Here is a 19,305-nt window from a genome sequence, read left to right as displayed (position 1 = left end):
CGTTCTGAAGTCTGCCTGATTGAAAAGACAGTGTTGTCCAAGTCAAGTACACTAACCCGGTTCAATATCCGCAAGGATTTGAACCCGCATGATCGCATGATCATGCAATAAGTTCCTGGTCGCAATTGTGGCCGGGAGCGGGATAGTTTGCTTTTTGGTTCAGGAAAACATGCTGCGGTTTCTTACCAGCTTCCGCAGCTGAGCGTGTTTTAGAACACTCTCTTTTTCTGGATCAAATCAAGCGCGAGAAGGGCGTTTGGTGGATGCCTTGGCAGTAAGAGGCGATGAAAGACGTGATACCCTGCGATAAGCTTGGGGGAGCCGGGAATAGGCTTTGATCCCAAGATCTCTGAATGGGGGAACCCACCTGAAAGTTTGTTATAATAGCCGCCGGTTCATTCCGGATGGCTGCTTATAATGGGCTTAACCAGGTACTTATAGACTGAATACATAGGTTTATAAGAGCAAACCCGGGGAACTGAAACATCTAAGTACCCGGAGGAAAGGACATCAATAGAGACTCCGTTAGTAGCGGCGAGCGAACGCGGACCAGCCGAGCCTGATGAGTGAGAAGAACATGTTGGGAAGCATGGCCATAGCGGGTGACAGCCCCGTATTCTAAGCTCTGAGGGACGTATTAAGTAGGGCGGAACACGTGAAATTCTGTCTGAAGATCGGAGGACCACCTCCGAAGGCTAAGTACTCCTTACTGACCGATAGCGAACCAGTACCGTGAGGGAAAGGTGAAAAGCACCCCGGCGAGGGGAGTGAAACAGTACCTGAAACCGAACGCCTACAATCAGTTGGAGGCCCCTTGAGGGCTGACAGCGTACCTTTTGTATAATGGGTCATCGACTTGGTCTCACAAGCAAGCTTAAACCGTTAGGTGTAGGCGCAGCGAAAGCGAGTCTTAATAGGGCGAATGAGTTTGTGGGATCAGACCCGAAACCGAGTGATCTAGGCATGGCCAGGTTGAAGGTGCGGTAACACGCACTGGAGGACCGAACCCACATCCGTTGAAAAGGATCGGGATGAGCTGTGCCTAGGGGTGAAAGGCCAATCAAACTCGGAGATAGCTGGTTCTCTGCGAAATCTATTTAGGTAGAGCGTCATCCGAATACCCCGGGGGGTAGAGCACTGGATGGGTAATGGGGCCCCACAGGCTTACTGATCCTAACCAAACTCCGAATACCCGGGAGTACTAGATGGCAGACACACGGCGGATGCTAACGTCCGTCGTGGAGAGGGAAACAACCCTGACCTCCGGCTAAGGCCCCCAATTCATGGCTAAGTGGGAAAGCAGGTGAGACGTCCAAAACAACCAGGAGGTTGGCTTAGAAGCAGCCATCCTTTAAAGATAGCGTAACAGCTCACTGGTCTAATCAAGATGTCTTGCGGCGAAGATGTAACGGGGCTCAAGCCATGAGCCGAAGCCGAGGATGCACATAGTGCATGGTAGCAGAGCGTAGTGTGACATAGTTCCATGCGTCCTTATCTTCCTGCGGGAAGAATTGGACGCAAGGAGCTTTCGATGAAGCGGGCCTGTGAGGGATCCCGTGGAGAGATCACTAGTGAGAATGATGACATGAGTAGCGACAAAGAGTGTGAGAGACACTCTCGCCGAAAGTCCAAGGGTTCCTGCTTAAAGCTAATCTGAGCAGGGTAAGCCGGCCCCTAAGCCGAGGCCGAAAGGCGTAGGCGATGGGAACCACGTTAATATTCGTGGGCCAGGAGGATGTGACGGATTGTGAAGGTAGTTCATCCTTATCGGATTGAATGGGCTGCTGATCAGTCCCTGGAAATAGCCCTCCATCAGACCGTACCCTAAACCGACACAGGTGGACAGGTAGAGAATACCAAGGCGCTTGAGAGAACGATGTTGAAGGAACTCGGCAAAATACCTCCGTAAGTTCGCGAGAAGGAGGCCCGGGTCCTACGCAAGTGGAATCCGGGGGCACAAACCAGGGGGTGGCGACTGTTTATTAAAAACACAGGGCTCTGCGAAGTCGCAAGACGACGTATAGGGTCTGACGCCTGCCCGGTGCCTGAAGGTTAAAAGGAGGGGTGAGAGCTCCGAATTGAAGCCCAGGTAAACGGCGGCCGTAACTATAACGGTCCTAAGGTAGCGAAATTCCTTGTCGGGTAAGTTCCGACCTGCACGAATGGCGTAACGACTTCCCCGCTGTCTCCAACATCGACTCAGCGAAATTGAATTGCCTGTCAAGATGCAGGCTTCCCGCGGTTAGACGGAAAGACCCCGTGCACCTTTACTACAGCTTCGCACTGGTATCAGGATTGTGATGTGCAGGATAGGTGGTAGGCATCGAAACCGTGACGCAAGTCGCGGTGGAGCCTCCCTTGAGATACCACCCTTCGCACTCTTGATATCTAACCGCGGTCCGTTATCCGGATCCGGGACCCTGCGTGGCGGGTAGTTTGACTGGGGCGGTCGCCTCCTAAAGAGTAACGGAGGCGCGCGAAGGTTGGCTCAGAGCGGTCGGAAATCGCTCGTTGAGTGCAATGGCAGAAGCCAGCCTGACTGCGAGACTGACAAGTCGAGCAGAGACGAAAGTCGGCCATAGTGATCCGGTGGTCCCGAGTGGAAGGGCCATCGCTCAACGGATAAAAGGTACGCCGGGGATAACAGGCTGATACTGCCCAAGAGTCCATATCGACGGCAGTGTTTGGCACCTCGATGTCGGCTCATCTCATCCTGGGGCTGGAGCAGGTCCCAAGGGTACGGCTGTTCGCCGTTTAAAGAGGTACGTGAGCTGGGTTTAGAACGTCGTGAGACAGTTCGGTCCCTATCTGCCGTGGGTGTAGGATACTTGAGAGGAGTTGCCCCTAGTACGAGAGGACCGGGGTGAACGAACCACTGGTGGACCTGTTGTTGCGCCAGCAGCAGTGCAGGGTAGCTATGTTCGGACAGGATAACCGCTGAAGGCATCTAAGCGGGAAGCCCCCCTCAAAACAAGGTATCCCTGAGGGCCGTGGAAGACCACCACGCCGATAGGCCGGAGATGTAAGTGCAGCAATGCATTCAGTTGACCGGTACTAATCGCCCGATAGGCTTGATTTGATCCAGTAACAGACAGTGTTACGGAAAAACCAAACAAGCAAACACATCCCATAATACAAACGCTTGGACAACGTTGATTGCAGCCGAACGCATTTGGTAATGTCCCCGTGACATAACTCAGGTGCGGTCTCTCGCGCATTTACTTCGTAAATACGCTGCCGACCGCCACACGAGAAAAATCCAAATGCCTTCGGTATTTGGATTTTTCTCGGTTTGGTGGCTACAGCACAAGTGAAACACCCGGTCCCTTCCCGAACCCGGAAGTTAAGCACTGTCGCGCCGATGGTACTTGGGCTCAAGCCCTGGGAGAGTAGGTCACCGCCAAACCTAGTAAAATCCAAATATCTCTCAATACGGTCTCAAAAAAACCTGACGCGGGATGGAGCAGCCAGGTAGCTCGTCAGGCTCATAACCTGAAGGTCGCAGGTTCAAATCCTGCTCCCGCAACCAACGTTTACGACCAAGCCTCCGCAAACAGCGGGGGCTTTTTCGATTCAGGCCGACCCAAAGGCATGATCCCCGCCAATTCCCCAACAAGTTCAAGCTGATGGCCGCCCGGCGCAGCACTGTCGGGAACCATCCGCACCTCCGAAATCAGCGCCCGCAGCGACGCCGCCGCCTCCCGCCGCACATCCGGAGCGTTCAGGGCGCCAGCCAGGTCCCCGATCAGCTCCCGGTACCGCGGCGACAGGCTCGGATGCTTGACCGACTGCAGAAGCGGACCTTCATTATGGGCCCTGGTCCGGAACCTGACTGGCCGACATGCAACACGGTTGGCAGTTGACGCGTGCTGGCTCGCCTTCTCCGTCGCGTCCTGTGTGACCTTGCGGATGAGCAGCGTCTCGGCGGAGGAGAATTCCGCAAAGAGGAATATAATTTTACATATTGAAATTAGAAATTGAAATTGCTACTCAGAATCCCAAGCCAAGAGATGCTGCGAACAACGGGCGGAGGAACGGGATGGCAAACCAGGTTAATCTGACAATGGATGGCAGCGTTGCTGTTGTGCGAGTGGACAACCCGCCGGTGAACGCGCTTTCGCATGCGGTGCGCGCCGGTCTGCAGGGTAGTTTGCGGGCCGCGCTGAGCCGCGCGGAAACCAAGGCTGTTGTCATCTGCTGCGCGGGGCGCAGTTTCTTTGCCGGCGCGGATATCCGCGAATTCGGCAAGCCGCCGCTGGCGCCGTTCCTGCCGGATCTGATCACTGAAATCGAGGCGGCGCCGGTGCCGGTCATTGCGGCGATGCACGGGAATGTGCTTGGCGGCGGGCTGGAGGCGGCCCTGGGCGCGCATTACCGGATCGCGGTGAAGGGCACCCGTCTCGGCCTGCCGGAAGTGTCGCTGGGGCTGCTGCCCGGCGCAGGCGGAACCCAGCGCCTGCCGCGGCTGATCCCGGCGGCAGATGCGGTCCGGATGATCACCGGCGGCAAGCCGGTTAGTGCCGATGCGGCGTTGTCCATGGGGCTGATTGACCGGGTGGCGGACGGCACCGATGCCCGCGCCGAAGGTATCGAATTTGCCCGGGAGCTGATCGCGGCAGGCAAGGAGCCGCGCCCGGCCGGGAGCCTGCTGTGCAATATACTGGAGCCGGCGGAACTGGAGGGCGTCCGGGCCAAAGTTGCCAGGGCCGCACGCGGGGCGATTGCGCCAATCGCCTGCCTCGATGCAGTGGAGGCGGCGATGTCGCTGCCGTTCGAGGACGGGCTGAAGAAAGAGCGCGCATTGTTTCAGGGGCTGATGGCCTCGGACCAGAGCACCGCCCTGATCCACGCTTTCTTTGCCGAGCGCCAGGTTGGGAAACTGCCGGAAATCGAAGGTGTTGACCCGCGCGCAATCAATCGGATGGGCGTTGTTGGCGGCGGCACTATGGGGGCGGGGATTGCTGTCAGCGCTTTGCTGAGCGGATTGGATGTGACCCTGGCCGAGCGCGACGAAGCTGCGGCAGACAGGGCGGCAGACAGCGTTGGCAGGATGTTGGAGAGTGCTGTGAAACGCGGCAAGCTGGCAGCGCCGCAGCGCGATGCCATTCTAGCGCAAGCGTTCCGCACCACCACCCGGTACGAGGATTTCGCACAGGCAGATCTGGTGATCGAAGCTGTCTTTGAAAGCATGGACGTCAAGAAGGACGTGTTCACCCGGCTGGATGAGGTCTGCAAGCCGGGCGCCATTCTGGCCTCGAACACCTCTTATCTGGATCTGAACCGGATTGCGGCAATGACCAGCCGCCCGCAGGATGTGATCGGGCTGCATTTCTTCTCGCCCGCGCATGTGATGCGGCTGCTGGAAGTTGTGGTGGGCAATGATACCGCCCCTGATGCGGTGGCTACCGGCTTTGCGCTGGCCAAGCGGCTGAAGAAAGTGGCGGTGCGCGCGGGCGTCTGCGACGGCTTTATCGGCAACCGGATCCTGTCGCATTACAGCAAGGCGGTCTACGGCATGGTGCTGGCCGGGGCCAGCCCCTATGCGGTGGATAAGGCGCTGACCGGGTTTGGTCTGGCGATGGGGCCGTTTGCCGTTGGCGATCTGGCCGGGCTGGATATCGGCTGGGCCAACCGCAAGCGCCTGGCGGCTGAGCGCGATCCAAGGGAAACCTACCCCGAGTTTGCCGACCGCCTGTGCGAATTGGGCCGGTTCGGGTGCAAGACCGGGCGCGGGTTTTACATCTATGAGGAAGGCGCCGGCGGGCCGCAGCCTGATCCTGAGGTGGAAGAAATCATCGCAGCAGAGCGCGCCGCCAAGGGCATCACACCGCGGACGATAGGCGCAGATGAGATCATCAGCCGTTACATGGCAGCGATGGTGAACGAGGCCGCCCGCGTGGTCGGGGACGGTATCGCGCTGCGACCGCTGGATGTGGATGTGACCCTGCTGAACGGCTACGGGTTTCCGCGCTGGCGCGGCGGGCCGATGCATTATGCCGATGCCAACGGGCTGGACAGCATCCTGCAGGATATCTGCCGCTTCCACGAGGAAGATCCCCTGCTTTGGCAGCCTGCGACGCTGCTGGAACGGCTGGCCGCCGAAGGCCGGACATTCGGCAGCCTCAACACCTGAAGGAGTTCTCAATGAAACAGGCGGTCATCGTCTCCACTGCGCGCACTGGTCTGGCCAAATCCTACCGCGGCGCCTTCAATGAAACCCATGGCGCCACCATGGCAGGCCATGCCATCAGCCACGCGGTGCAGCGTGCCGGCATTGCGCCGGACCTGATTGAGGACGCGCTGGTCGGCTGCGGTTACCCTGAGGGCTGGACCGGGTCCAACATCGCCCGCCAGTCGGTGATCCGCGCAGGGCTGCCGGTGTCAGTTTCCGCGGCCACGGTGAACCGCTTCTGCTCGTCCGGCTTGCAGGCGGTGGCAATGGCAGCGCATTCGATTGTGATGGAGGGCGCGCAGGCCGCGATCGGGGCAGGGGTGGAAAGCATCAGTCAGATGCCGCCCGCACGCCCGCCGCAGGCGCAGGAAAGCTGGATCCAGGAGAACAAGCCCGAGCTGTATCTGCCGATGATCCAGACTGCCGACATTGTCGCCGAACGCTATGGCATCAGCCGCGAGGCGCAGGACGAACTGGCGCTGTCCAGCCAGCAGCGCATGGCAGCGGCGCAGGCTGCGGGCCGTCTGGATGAGGAAATCGTGCCCATCACTGTGACCCAGGCCTTCAAGGACAAGGAAAGCGGCGAGATCACCCGTAAGGAGGTGACCTTTGCCATGGACGACTGCAACCGGCCGGACACCACGCTGGAGGGGCTCGCCGGGCTGGCCCCGGCGCAGGGTGAGGGGCATTTCGTCACCGCCGGCAATGCCTCGCAGCTGAGCGACGGGGCAGCGGCGCTGGTGCTGATGGACAGTGCCGTGGCCGAACGCGAAGACGCCGAGCCGCTGGGTGCGTTCAAAGGGTTCGTTGTGGCAGGCTGTGAGCCGGATGAAATGGGCATCGGTCCGGTCTACGCGGTGCCGCGCCTGCTGAAACGGCACGGGCTGAAGGCCAGCGACATTGATCTGTGGGAGCTGAACGAGGCCTTCGCCTCGCAGGCGCTCTACTGCCGCGACCGGTTGGAGATCGACCCGGAGATTTGCAACGTCAATGGCGGTTCGATCTCGATCGGCCATCCGTTTGGCATGACCGGTGCAAGGATGACCGGGCACCTGCTGCTGGAAGGGCGGCGGCGCGGCGCCAGGCTGGGCATTGTCACCATGTGCATCGGCGGCGGCATGGGTGCTGCCGGCCTGTTTGAAATCTTCTGAGGGGCAATAGGCGATGGATCTGAACTACACCAAGGAAGAACAGGCGTTCCGGACAGAGGTCCGCCAGTGGCTGAACGACACCCTGCCGCATGAACTGCGCGAGAAGGTGCGGCTGGGCAAGCGGCTGGCCAAGGCGGACGTCGAGCAGTGGCACAGCCTGCTGAATGCGCGCGGCTGGCTGGCGCCGAACTGGCCGCGGGCCTATGGCGGCTGTGAATGGAACGCGGTGCAGCGCCATATCTTTGAAGAAGAGGCTTGTCTGGCCCATGCCCCGCGCAGCCTGCCATTCGGCCTGTCGATGCTGGCGCCGGTGCTGCTGGCGTTTGGATCTGAAGAGCAGCGCCAGCGCTTTCTGCCGCGCATCCTGAACGGGCAGGACTGGTGGTGTCAGGGCTATTCCGAGCCGGGCGCAGGTTCCGATCTGGCGGCGGTCAAGACCCGGGCGGTGCGTGACGGCGATCACTATGTGGTCAATGGCCAGAAAACCTGGACCACGCTGGGCCAGCACGCGAACTGGATTTTCTGCCTGGTGCGGACGGATCCGGATGCCAAGAAACAGGAAGGCATCTCCTTCCTGCTGATCGATATGAACACGCCCGGAGTCACGGTGCGCCCCATCGTGCTGATCGATGGCGAGCCGGAAGTGAACGAGGTGTTCTTTGACAACGTCCGGGTGCCTGCGGAGAACCTGGTGGGGGAGGAGAACAAGGGCTGGACCTATGCCAAGTACCTGCTGACCCATGAGCGCACCAATATCGCCGGGGTCGGTTTTTCAAACGCGCTGCTGACGACGCTGAAACATGTGGCCGGGCGGGTGGCGTCCGGCGGCCGGCCGCTGGCGGAAAACCCGCATTTCGCGGCCCGCATGGCGCAGGCAGAGATCGACCTGATGGCGATGGCGACCACCAACCTGCGGGTTGTCTCGGCTGCGGCCAAGGGGCAGGCGCCCGGCGCCGAAAGCTCGATGCTGAAGGTCAAGGGCACGGTGATCCGGCAGGAACTTACATCGCTCTTGCGCCGGGCGATGGGGCCGGACGCGCTGCCGTTCCAGCCTGATTTTCTGGATGGCGGCAGCAATGCAGCGGCACTGGGTCCGGATCATGCGGCGGCGGCGGCGCCTGCGTATTTCAACATGCGCAAGCTGTCGATTTTCGGCGGTTCGAACGAGGTGCAGCGCACCATCATCACCAAGGCCATTCTGGGGCTGTAACGGGAGCAGGCGACATGGATTTCAATCTGACCGAAGAACGGATGATGCTCCGCGATACGCTGCAGCGGTTTCTGGCGGATAAGTATTCACATGAAAACCGTCGGGCACTGATTGCGGCGGGTAAGCCATTTGATAGCGGGATCTATGCCGGGTTGGCCGATCTGGGCGTTTTGGGGGCCATGTTCCGCGAGGATCAGGGCGGTTTCGGCGGCGAAGGCTTTGACCTGATGGTGGTGTTCGAAGAGCTGGGCCGCGCCGGGGTGATCGAACCGGTGCTGCCGGCGGTTCTGGCGGGCGGGCTGATTGCCGCGTTTGGCACCGGCCGCCAGCGCGGACTGGCGGATGAGATCATCGCGGGAACCCATGTGGCCGCGCTGGCCCAAGGCGAGGCCGGATCGCGTTATGACCTGAACCACGTGGAAACCACGGCTGCTGCCGATGGCGATGCCATCGTTCTGAATGGCATCAAGACCCATGTGCTGTACGGCGCCGAGGCGCAGACCCTGGTGGTTTCGGCACGGGAGGCCGGCGCTGCGGCGGATATGGCAGGCATTTCGCTGTTTCTGGTGCCGGCAAACACCCCGGGCGTGACCGTCAGCGGTCACCGCAATATGGACGGCATACCGTCAGCAACGGTTGCGCTGGACGGGGTGCGGCTGGCAGGCACGGCGCGGCTGGGCGCGGCCGGAGGCGGGCTGGAGGCGCTGGAAGCCGCTGTTGCCCGCGGCCTGGCATCCCTTTGCGCCGAGGCGCTGGGGGCGATGGAGGCCGCCAAGGATCTGACCATCGCCTATCTGAAGGAGCGCAAGCAGTTCGGCATGCCGATCGGCAAGTTTCAGGCGCTGCAGCACCGGATGGCGGATATGCTGATCGAGGTGGAGCAGGCGCGTTCTGCCGTGATCAACCTGGCGGGCAATCTGGATCAGCCGCGGGAGTTGCGCGAAATCCACGTCAGCGCTGCCAAGAACCTGATTGGCCGCGCCGGAGCGCTGGTGGCCGAGGAATGCATCCAGATGCATGGCGGCATCGGCATGACCGATGAATACGCGCTGTCCCATTTCGCCCGCCGGCTGACGATGATCGACCATCTGTTCGGCGACACGGATTACCATCTGGAGCGCTTCATCGCGCTGAAGGCGGGGTAAGACATGCCGCTGGTGCGTCCCGACAGGCCCCTGATCCCGCTGTTTGAGGCGATGGGCTATGGCATTGAACTCGACCCGGAGGCGGTTGAGGCGCATTGCGTGCTGGAGATTTCGCCTTTGCATCTGAACCGGCAGGGCAGCCTGCATGGCGGCGTGGCGGCAACGTTGCTGGATACGGCCAGCGGGATCACCGCCAGCCTCACCTGCGATCCGCAAGGGATCACCCCTTTTGTCACCCTGTCGTTGAACGTCAATTATTTGGCGGTGGCCCGCCAGGGGTGCGTGCGGGCGACCGGCCGGATCACCGGCGGCGGCAGCACAACCAAATTTGTCTCTTGCGACCTGCGGGACGGGGCCGGGCGGCTGATTGCGGCCTCCACCGGCGTTTTCAAGCGGGTGCGCGGGACAGCAGCTGAGGATGCGGGATGAGCGCGCTTTACCGGCATGAGGTCCGCGGTGGGACCCTGATAATCTGGAACTGCAACACAGGCATGCGCAATGCGCTGTCGTATGAGTATTACCAAGGCTTGCAGGAGGGTCTGGCGCGGGCGGCGTGGGATCCTGCGATTGCAGCGGTGATCCTGGCGGGCGCGGGCGGGTTCTTCTGTTCCGGCGGCAATCTGAACATGCTGAAGGAACGCCGCGCGATGCCCTATGAGGAGCGGCAAGTGCAGATCGGCAAGCTGAACGCCTTGATCCGTGCGGTCCGGGACTGCCCCAAGCCCGTGATTGCAGCTGTCGAAGGCGGCGCGGCCGGGGCTGGGTTATCGCTTGCAATGGCGGCGGATATGATCGTGGCGGAAGATGGAGCGCTGTTCACGCTGGCCTATGTCAAGGCGGGCCTGGTGCCGGATGGCGGTGCCACCTATGCGCTGACGCAGGCGCTGCCGCGGGCGACCGTGGCACGGATGGCGATGCTGGCAGAACCGCTTAGCGCGGAGCGGATGCATCAGCTGGGGGCTGTGACGGAACTGGCACCCAAGGGGCGTACCCTGGCACAGGCCGAAGCTTTGGCCGATGCGGTGGCCCGTGGCCCTGAGATGGCGATTGCGGACATCAAGGAGCTGCTCAACCAGGCCGAAACCGCCAGTTTCGAAGACCAGATGACCCATGAACGCGATGCCATGGCGAAGGCCCTTGGCGGTGACGAAGCCCAGGCGGGCATCGGCGCCTTTCTCAAGAAAACCTCCCCAGTATTCCGGTAAGGAGACCGACATGATGCACACTTCTGCGCTTCCGGCGATTTTCGATACAGCCGTGACCCGGACCTATGGCAACCGGCTGCCGGTTGTGGCGGGCGGCCTGCAATGGCTGGCCAATGCCGAATATGTATCGGCTGCGGCGCGGGCCGGGATTGTCTCGTTCATCACTGCGGCCAGTTTTCCCGAGATGGAGGATCTGCGCGCCGAGATCCGCCGCTGCCGCGAGATGTGCGGGGGCAAGGCTTTCGGCGTCAATGTCTCGATGATCCCCAAGCTGGTGCCGGGCGAGAAGACCGAAGAGGTGTTCCGTCTGATCGCGGACGAAGGTGTGCAGTTTGTCGAAACATCCGGCCGCAGCCCCGAGGCGTTCATGCCCATCCTCAAGGATGCCGGGATCACCGTGCTGCATAAGGTGCCCAGCCTGCGTTATGCGGTGAAGGCGGAGCAGGTGGGGGTTGATATGGTGTCGATTGTCGGCGCCGAATGCGGCGGCCACCCCGGCATGGATATGGTTGGCAGCATGGTCAACGCAGGCCTGGCCGGGGACCGGCTGACTATCCCCTGGCTAATCGGCGGCGGCATCGGACACGGCAAGCAGATCATGGCAGCACTTGTGATGGGCGCGTCGGGCGTGGTGATGGGCACCAGGTTCCTGGTTGCCAGCGAGCTGACCGCACATCCGGATTACAAGCAGGCAATGGTGAATGCGAGCGAGCTGGACACGCAGCTGACCATGCACTCGGTGCGTAACACTGTGCGCAGCCTGCGCAATCAGACCACCGAAACGGTTGCCAGGCTGGAGCGCGACAATCCGGAGATCGGCATTCAGGAACTGCTGAAGCATGTATCCGGCAAGATCGGACGCCAAGCCTATGCCACTGGCGACGTCTCGCAGGGGCTGCTGTCGGCAGGCCATGCGCTGGGGTTTGTCGACAGGGTGGAGCCCTTTGCCGAAATTACCGCCCGGCTGGAGGCTGAGGCGCTGGCGGTTTTCGGGCGGCTGGGCCTGGCAGCGTGAGGGCGCACGGGAGGAGGAAAGACATGCATAACCGCGTACACGGGCTGCTGCAGGCAGCCGCCGGGGCCCGCCCCGATGCTTTGGCGCTGATGGATCAGGATGGCCGCCGCCTGACCTGGCAGGAGATGTCCCAAGCGGCACATGCCGCGGCGGAGCAGCTGAAGTCCGCAGGCGTGCGGTCCGGCGACCGGGTGGTTCTGGTGTTTGAGAACTGCGCCGAGGTGATCGCGTTCTTCTATGGCGCCAGCCTGCTGGATGCATCCGCGGTTGCCATCAATGCGCGGCTGACCACGGCTGAGCTGGACCGGATCTTTGCCCACTCCGATCCCAGTGCAGTGATGTTCACAGCCGCCTCATCCGCGGCGGCACGGGCTCATGCGGATCACTACGGCGCGCGGGACGTGCAGGGTGCCTTTGGCGCGGCGGCCCTGATGCCGCGGGCCGGCGCCACCCCGGAACCGGTGTCGGAGGACGGGCGCGAACAGACCGCCCTTCTGCTTTACACCTCGGGCACAACTGGCACCCCCAAGGCCGCAATGCTGACCCACGCCAACCTTATTGCAGGGGCGGCGGCCTCAGCCGAGGTGCGGGGGATTCAGCAGTCGGATGTTACCTATCTGGCGCTGCCGCTCAGCCATATTTTCGGGCTTGTCACCATGCTGTCCGTCACCCTGGCGCAATCGGCGATGCGGATGGAGGCGCAATTCTCGGCAGAGCGTCTGTACCAGGCGCTGCAGGAGGATGTGACCCTGCTGCCCGCAGTGCCGCAGATGCATGCGCATCTGTTCAACTATGCCCGATCAGCCGGCAAGCCGCGCTATGATGCGGGCAAACTGCGGTTTGTGTCCTCTGGCGGTGCGCCCCTGGATCCGGCCTGGAAACGCGAGGCCGAGGCGTTCTATGGTCTGCCGCTGCAAAACGGTTACGGGCTGACTGAAGGCACGGCGGGTGTCTGTGCCACCCGCAACGCATTCGGCGATCCTGACATCAGCGTCGGCCTGGCAATGGGCGATTGCACCCTTGAACTGGATCTGGAGGCGCCGGGCGCCACCCCGGAGGAAGGCATCGGCGAAATCCTTGTGGGTGGTCCGCAAATCATGAAGGGGTATTTCCGCGATCCGGTGCAAACAGCCGCAGCGCTGACAGAGGACGGGTTGTTTCGCACTGGCGATCTGGGCCGCTTTGACGAGGAAGGGCGGCTGCATATTGCCGGGCGCACCAAGGAGCTGATCATCAGGTCCGGGTTCAATGTTTATCCGGTGGAGATCGAGGCGGCGCTGACCGAGCACCCCGATGTGGTGGTGGCAAGCGTGGTGGGCCGTACCGTTGAAGGCAATGAAGAGGTTCTGGCCTTTGTCAGCGCCGCCACCGGCAGTAGCGTGACAGAGGCGGAACTGAAAGCCTTCCTGCACGACCGGCTTGCGCCCTACAAGCGGCCGGCACGTATTATCGTGGCTACGGCCCTGCCTGCCGCGCCGACTGGGAAAATCCTGAAAGCGAAACTGATCGAGACCTTTGCCAGCGAGCTGGCGGAAGCCGTTTGATCTGCTGCGCCAATTTCTTGTCCTGCAGAGGCGCAGAAGAGGAAGTCCTGTTCTGCTGCGGGTCGAGTGCAGGCAGTCACTAGAAATTCCATTATGTGAAATAAAATTCTGGACAGAGCGCTAAAATTCCACATAGTAAAATGAAGCGAATGGCTTTCGAGGAGGAGATGCCAGTCATGGGAATGATCAGGAATATTCTGGGAGGGCTGACCATTGCGGCCTGTCTTGGCGCGACGGCGGTCTCTGCGGAGACCGTGATTTACTACGGCCACAGCGGCCCGGACCGGGGCACGGTTCCTGCCGCGCTGAAATGGTACAACAGCCGTATCGGCGAGCTGTCGGCAGGCGATCTGCGGATGGATGTCCAGTGGGGCGGCGCGCTGTTCAAGGCAAGCGCGGCAGTGCAGGGGATCAGCGACGGGGTGGCGGATGCCGGTTCGATCATTGCGGCCTATTTCCAAAAGGAAATGGCGGCCTATTCGCTGGCTGACTTTCCCATCGGCGGGCCGAATGCTTGGGTCGCCATGCGTGCCGCCGACCGTCTGATGCGGTCGGAACCGCAGATCACCGAACATCTGGCCCGCCAGAACCTGGTCTATATCGGCACCTTCACCGCCTCGGCTGTGAATGTGGCCTGCGCCGGAGAGCCGATCCGTTCGGTTGAGGACATCAAGGGCAAGAAGGTCCGCGGCGCGGGCGTTTACGGCAAGGTCTTTGGCGAAATGGGCGCAACCCGTGTGAACCTGTCGGTCTATGAGGCCTATCAGGGGCTGGACACCGGGCTGATTGATTGCAGTCAGGGCTATGATTACATCGTGCCCTCGCTGAAATGGGACGAGGTGATCGACAGCTATACTGTCCTGAACTGGGGGCAGATCGGCGGTTATGGCATGTTCATGAACAAACAGGTCTATGACGGTCTGGAGGCTGGCCAGCAGCAGGTGCTGATGCAGGCGGGTGAGGAACTGGCGGACCAGTTCGCCAAGATCGTGACCGGGGCCAACAGCAAGGCGATGAAGGCGATGACCGCAGGCGAGACCACCCGCAAGATCGAGGTCATCGAGCTGAGCGATGCTGACAAGGCAGCACTGAATGCGGCGGCGGAACCCTTTATTGCGGACTGGATGGAAAACGCCCGCAGCGTCGGTCTGGATGCGGATCAGCTGATGGCAACCTATACCGCGGCGGTGGCTGAATTCACCGCCGAGTTCGAAGCCAAGGGGTATCCCTGGACGCGCAGCAACTGATCTGTGCGAAGCAGAGGCCGGGCGGCGGCAGCGCCGTCTGGCAGTACCAGGGGAGGACAAGATGCTGCACAGGCTGGAACGGGTTTTTGTGGATGTATCGGCTGCGGCTATCATCTTGCTGGCGCTGTTGATCTTTGCCGATGTGGTGGCGTTGAACCTGTTCAACAGCTCGGTGCCGGACACTATCGTCATCGTGCGCGAGCTGATGGTTCTGGCGATTGTGATGCCCCTGGCCGCCGCGACCGCGCAACGGGCGCATATCGCGGTGGAGTTTCTGACCAATCTGCTGCCGCCGCGCGTGTCGGGGTGGCTGACAGTGTTCGGCACCCTGTTCGGCCTGCTGGCGCTGACGCCGATCCTGTATTCCGGCGGCCGGGAATTCCTGCATCAGTGGCAGACCGGCAGCGTGTTTTACGGCGATCTGAACCTGCCGCAATGGCCGGGGCGGCTGGCCTTTACCCTTGGGATTGCGCTGGGATGGCTGCGGCTTGCGGTGATGGCTGCCGGTGATGCGCTGACCCTGCTGCGCGGCGGCGAAATCGCGCTGCACAAAACCTGACATCCATCTGACATTCAACAGACCTGCCGAGGAGACTGCCCGTGGATCCCGCCCTGATCGGCCTTGTGGCCTTTGCCGTTATGCTTGTGCTTCTGGCCATTCGTGTGCCGATTGCCTTTGCCCTGATCGGCGTGGCGACGCTGGCGGCCTTTACAATCTTTGCGTTCCGCACCGGCACCTTCATGCCGGAACGGGCCTTCCGGGCAACCTCCTCGCTGGTCTTCAATAACTCGTTCGATCTGCTGCATTCCTTTGATCTGTCGATGATCCCGCTGTTCATTGCGCTTGGCAATATTGCCTATCGGGCCGGGATCACCACAGCTGTTTATGATGCGGCCAAGGTCTGGCTGCTGCGCCTGCGCGGCGGCATTGCGGTGGCCTCGGTGATGGGCTGCGGCGGGTTTTCCGCCATTACCGGCTCCAGCCTGGCCTGTGCGTCGACCATGGGCAAAATCTGCACACCTGAAATGCTGCGTCTTGGCTATGACCCAAGGCTGGCAACCGCCAGCGTCGCGGCCGGGGGTACACTCGGCTCTCTGATCCCCCCGAGCATTCTGTTCATTATCTATGCGATCTTTACCGAGACCTCGGTGAACAAGCTGTTCATTGCCGGCATTCTGCCGGGGCTGCTGACGCTGGCGGGTTTTGTCCTGGTCATTGCCATGTGGATCAAGGCGGATCCGGCGGCGGTGCCGGCGCGCGGCGAGGCTGCCAGCTTTGCCGACAAGCTGGCGGCGTTCCGCAGGGCCTGGCCCGCAGCGGTGATCTTTGCAGTTATCGTGATCGGGATTTACGGCGGCTATTTTACCGCCACCGCAGCAGCGGCGGTCAGCGTGGTGCTGACGGTGCTGATCGGCCTGGCGCAGCGGCAGCTGGACCTGGCGGGCATCTGGCAGGCGGTGCGGGAAACCTGTGTACAGACCGCCGCGATCTTCTTTGTCGCGGCGGGCGCCAAGATCTTTGTCGCGGCCATCGCGCTCACGGGCATGGCCCCGGCGCTGGTGGACTGGGTGGCGCAGGCGCAGTTATCTACGGGCACGCTGCTGTTTGCGATCTGCGTCGTCTATCTGATGCTGGGCATGTTCCTGGATCCGATCGGGATCATGGTTCTGACCCTGCCGCTGGTGGTGCCGCTGGTGGAATCCTATGGGCTGAACCTGATCTGGTTCGGCGTCGTTGTCGTGAAGCTGCTGGAGATCGGCCTGATAACGCCGCCTGTGGGGCTGAATGTCTTTGTGCTGTCCAATGTTGTCGGCAAGGACGCCCCGGTGGGCATGGTGTTTTCCGGCATCTGGCGGTTCCTGAGCGTTGATGTGGTCGTGCTGCTTCTGCTGGTGGCGTTTCCGTCGATCTCTCTGGTGCTGTCAAATGCGGTTCAGTAGTATCGGGGACCAGCGGACTGCGAATACCCCGCTCGGGCCGGACGCCCGCATAGATACAGGGAATACCATGCCAGCCGATGCATCGGACAAGAGATTTGCAAATACACTCGCGCGGGGCCTGACCATCTTGCGGGCCTTCCGCCCGACGGATGACGGTCTGGGCAACCTTGAAATCTCCGAACGCACCGGCATTCCGCGGCCGACGGTGTCACGGCTGACCTTCACGCTGTGCGCGCTTGGGTATCTGACCCACGGGCGGCGGCACGATAAATACCGCCTTGGCCCGGCAGCGCTGGCGCTGGGGAACATCGCCGCGGCCTCATTCGCCTTTGTTGAGATCGCCTCGCCGGTGATGCAGCGGCTGGCGGATGAAACCGGCACGCTGACGGCGATCAGCATCAAAGATGACCAGCGGATGCTGCTGACCAGGGCCTGGCGGCCAGTGAACTCCTCGGCAATCTGGCTGGATGTCGGCTATCGGATGCCGCTTCATACTTCTTCCAGCGGCAAAGCGTATCTGGGTGCACTCAACGATGAGGAATTTGCCCGTTTTCTTGAAAGCCAAGGCGATGAGCCAGCAGAATTGCTGGTGGAATTCGCAGCAATAAGACTTGCCGCGCATAACGAGATCCTGGCTGAAGGCTACACTCAGGTGAGGGGCGTAAGCCGGTTTTCCGAGACCATCAACGCTGCTGCTGTGCCATACCGTCCGTCTGATTTAGGTGAGCCGGTGGCTTTTCTGGCAAGCTCCACTTCAAAGCAACTTACTGATCAACGCATCTCTGACGAGGTTGGCCCGGCACTTGCCGAGGCTGTGTCTGAGGTCCGCAGGATGACCGGCCAACAGTCCGCTCTTGTGATGAATGAATAGGGCGTCCCGGGTGTAACCGACTCTGCCGACAGAGTTTCGGTTTGCCGCCATTCCTCGCGGAGGGCCGGGAGCCATCGTTAGATGGCAGCTTTTCAGGCCGCATAGGCATTTGTGCGTTTTGCAGCATTTGCCTGGTTTGGGCTGATTTTGTTGAAAAACCCGTGCTTGATCGGAAGGTAAGTGGCTGATTCAGTTCTCTCAAGGAACGGGAGGATTGGCGATGATGGGACCGAGGCAGGAAGCACAAGCGGCCTTATTCTACGAGTTTTCGCTGGAAGATCGCATCCCACAAGATCACCTTTTGCGGTTGATTGACCGGCTCGTTGATCTGGGCAGCGTCCGCGCGCATTTGGCCGGCTTTTACAGTCACACGGGCCGCCCATACATTGACCTGGAACTCCTGATCCGGATGCTGTTGGTTGGATACTGCTTTGGCATCCGGCCCGAGCGGCGGCTATGCGAAGAGGTGCATTTGAACCTCGCCTATCGTTGGTTTTGTCGCCTTGATCTGACGGATCGCATCCCGGACCACTCGGCATTCTCAAAGAATAAGCACGGTCGTTTCCGCGAGAGCGGCCTCATGCGCTACGTGTTCGAGATGATGGTCGCGCGCTGCATGGAAGAAGGGTTGGTCGGTGGTCAGGGCTTCGCGGTCGACGCCAGCACTGATCAGTGCCGATGTTCAAAAGCAGAACTCGAGCAATCCGGAAGACTGGTCGGCGCAAAAAGGTCGAGATGCTCTTCGCACACCTCAAACGCATCCTCGGTCTTGGACAGCTCCGATTACGAGGCCCGTGCGGCGTTCAAGACGAATTCACCCTCGCAGCCACCGCTCAAAACCTCCGGAAATTGGCAAAGCTCAAGCCAATGCTGCCGGCCGCAGATTGAAGTGGCGGACAGGACTTCGGCATCTAAACGAAGTCACAGCGATAGATCACACAGGCCAGGCAAAACCAAAGAGTTTTTCAACACAATCGGCTAACATAGGTCCATGTCAGCTCTTAAATGGCGGCGGTCAATTGAGGTGGGATACGAGGGTTGCCTGCTCCCGCATCCAACTTTAGCGAACTTTTCGCATCGTCAATGCCCGCCTCTTCAGCGGGTTTTGCTTTTTTAAGCATGGCGATCGGTTTGCCCCGCATGTCCAGAATGTGATTCTTGGTTTCTTGATCGTATGAAACGACAACCCGATCCAGCAGCTCGTGGCCCCCGGCAGATGGGCGCGCGGATCGGAATGACCAGCGTTCTGCACACCTGGGGATCGGCGCTGACCCACCACCCGCATGTCCGCATGATTGTGCCGGGCGGCGGCCTATCGCCGGACGGCACCCGATGGATCTCCTGCAAGCCCGAGTTCATCCACCGCATGTGCTCCCCGATGGGTTCCACCGCATCCGGCACTACGGGCTGCTGGCCTGCGCGGCTCGCAAGGCCAACATCGCACGCTCCCGCGGCTTGCTCCTTCCGAGGTTTGGCATCGCGGGCCGACGCCCGCAGGCGCCCTCCCGCCACGCAGCGACCGGCATCGGAAAACCGTCAGGAAGGACGAAGCGGCTTCTGTAATAGGGCGGTTGGTGTCAATTGGTATTTTTCACAACGGCAGTCGCGATATGGTTTCACCGCTCGCGTGACGAGGCCGCTGGCTCCTCGGTGACGTCAAAGATCGGAGCAGCGCCAGTCCGATGTGTCAGATCACCCAGTTTTGGGTCGCATGGGCGCCAGGGCCTGGCGAGGGGTTTCCCGGTGTCGAGATGATGCTTCTGTCTGTGGTCAGCGCCGTGGCTGCCACATGATGCCTGGTTCA

The 19,305-nt window shown here is 61.1% G+C and carries 14 protein-coding genes, 1 tRNA gene, 2 rRNA genes and 2 pseudogenes; all 19 read left to right on the top strand.

The annotated features are described in order from the left end of the window. Nucleotides 1-235: 235 nt before the first annotated feature. The 19 genes and pseudogenes from K3724_RS17825 to K3724_RS17735 all read left to right on the top strand — a co-directional run bounded on the left by K3724_RS17825 (nucleotide 236) and on the right by K3724_RS17735 (nucleotide 19,064). Nucleotides 236-3,079 (top strand): 23S ribosomal RNA (locus K3724_RS17825). A 212-nt stretch (nucleotides 3,080-3,291) separates the two neighbouring features. Next, nucleotides 3,292-3,406: ribosomal RNA gene (gene rrf / locus K3724_RS17820) — 5S ribosomal RNA — on the top strand. 46 nt (nucleotides 3,407-3,452) lie between these two features. Further along, nucleotides 3,453-3,529: transfer RNA gene (locus K3724_RS17815), tRNA-Met, on the top strand. Between the two features lie 510 nt (nucleotides 3,530-4,039). Continuing rightward, nucleotides 4,040-6,133, top strand: coding sequence for a 3-hydroxyacyl-CoA dehydrogenase NAD-binding domain-containing protein (locus K3724_RS17810; protein ID WP_259987817.1), 2,094 nt, complete (start codon nucleotides 4,040-4,042; stop codon nucleotides 6,131-6,133). 11 nt (nucleotides 6,134-6,144) lie between these two features. After that, nucleotides 6,145-7,323: an acetyl-CoA C-acyltransferase gene (locus tag K3724_RS17805; protein WP_259987815.1), complete on the top strand. Its 1,179-nt coding sequence runs from the start codon at nucleotides 6,145-6,147 to the stop codon at nucleotides 7,321-7,323. A gap of 13 nt (nucleotides 7,324-7,336) precedes the next feature. After that, the gene (locus K3724_RS17800; RefSeq protein WP_259987813.1) at nucleotides 7,337-8,533 is read left to right on the top strand and encodes an acyl-CoA dehydrogenase family protein; all 1,197 of its coding nucleotides are present in this window, start codon (nucleotides 7,337-7,339) and stop codon (nucleotides 8,531-8,533) included. Between the two features lie 14 nt (nucleotides 8,534-8,547). Continuing rightward, nucleotides 8,548-9,678, top strand: coding sequence for an acyl-CoA dehydrogenase family protein (locus K3724_RS17795; protein ID WP_259987811.1), 1,131 nt, complete (start codon nucleotides 8,548-8,550; stop codon nucleotides 9,676-9,678). Between the two features lie 3 nt (nucleotides 9,679-9,681). Continuing rightward, nucleotides 9,682-10,107 (top strand): PaaI family thioesterase, encoded by a 426-nt coding sequence (locus K3724_RS17790; protein ID WP_259987809.1) that lies wholly within the window; start codon nucleotides 9,682-9,684, stop codon nucleotides 10,105-10,107. Next, entirely contained in the window at nucleotides 10,104-10,883 is a 780-nt protein-coding gene (locus tag K3724_RS17785) for an oxepin-CoA hydrolase, alternative type (protein ID WP_259987807.1), read from the top strand. Before K3724_RS17790 ends, K3724_RS17785 begins: the two co-directional genes overlap by 4 nt. 10 nt (nucleotides 10,884-10,893) lie before the next feature. Further along, nucleotides 10,894-11,898: a nitronate monooxygenase family protein gene (locus K3724_RS17780; protein WP_259987805.1), complete on the top strand. Its 1,005-nt coding sequence runs from the start codon at nucleotides 10,894-10,896 to the stop codon at nucleotides 11,896-11,898. A 23-nt stretch (nucleotides 11,899-11,921) separates the two neighbouring features. Further along, the gene (locus K3724_RS17775; protein WP_259987803.1) at nucleotides 11,922-13,442 is read left to right on the top strand and encodes a class I adenylate-forming enzyme family protein; all 1,521 of its coding nucleotides are present in this window, start codon (nucleotides 11,922-11,924) and stop codon (nucleotides 13,440-13,442) included. Nucleotides 13,443-13,618: 176 nt separating this feature from the next. Beyond that, nucleotides 13,619-14,689 (top strand): C4-dicarboxylate TRAP transporter substrate-binding protein, encoded by a 1,071-nt coding sequence (locus K3724_RS17770; protein ID WP_259987801.1) that lies wholly within the window; start codon nucleotides 13,619-13,621, stop codon nucleotides 14,687-14,689. A 61-nt stretch (nucleotides 14,690-14,750) separates the two neighbouring features. After that, nucleotides 14,751-15,248 (top strand): TRAP transporter small permease, encoded by a 498-nt coding sequence (locus K3724_RS17765; RefSeq protein WP_259958015.1) that lies wholly within the window; start codon nucleotides 14,751-14,753, stop codon nucleotides 15,246-15,248. Between the two features lie 41 nt (nucleotides 15,249-15,289). Next, nucleotides 15,290-16,630, top strand: coding sequence for a TRAP transporter large permease (locus K3724_RS17760; RefSeq protein ID WP_259987799.1), 1,341 nt, complete (start codon nucleotides 15,290-15,292; stop codon nucleotides 16,628-16,630). 67 nt (nucleotides 16,631-16,697) lie between these two features. Beyond that, entirely contained in the window at nucleotides 16,698-17,501 is an 804-nt protein-coding gene (locus K3724_RS17755) for an IclR family transcriptional regulator (protein WP_259987797.1), read from the top strand. Between the two features lie 220 nt (nucleotides 17,502-17,721). Continuing rightward, nucleotides 17,722-18,229 (top strand): annotated as a pseudogene (locus K3724_RS17750) (transposase); the annotation flags it as partial. Next, the gene (locus K3724_RS17745; protein WP_311200226.1) at nucleotides 18,180-18,389 is read left to right on the top strand and encodes a transposase; all 210 of its coding nucleotides are present in this window, start codon (nucleotides 18,180-18,182) and stop codon (nucleotides 18,387-18,389) included. The pseudogene K3724_RS17750 and the gene K3724_RS17745, both read left to right, overlap by 50 nt. A gap of 325 nt (nucleotides 18,390-18,714) precedes the next feature. Next, nucleotides 18,715-18,858, top strand: a pseudogene (locus K3724_RS17740) (transposase); the annotation flags it as partial. Beyond that, the gene (locus K3724_RS17735) at nucleotides 18,834-19,064 is read left to right on the top strand and encodes a transposase (protein WP_259987795.1); all 231 of its coding nucleotides are present in this window, start codon (nucleotides 18,834-18,836) and stop codon (nucleotides 19,062-19,064) included. The pseudogene K3724_RS17740 and the gene K3724_RS17735, both read left to right, overlap by 25 nt. Nucleotides 19,065-19,305 lie beyond the last annotated feature (241 nt).

This window comes from Leisingera sp. M658 (assembly GCF_025144145.1).
Lineage (GTDB): Bacteria > Pseudomonadota > Alphaproteobacteria > Rhodobacterales > Rhodobacteraceae > Leisingera.
This window is presented reverse-complemented; position numbering and strand designations above follow the sequence as displayed.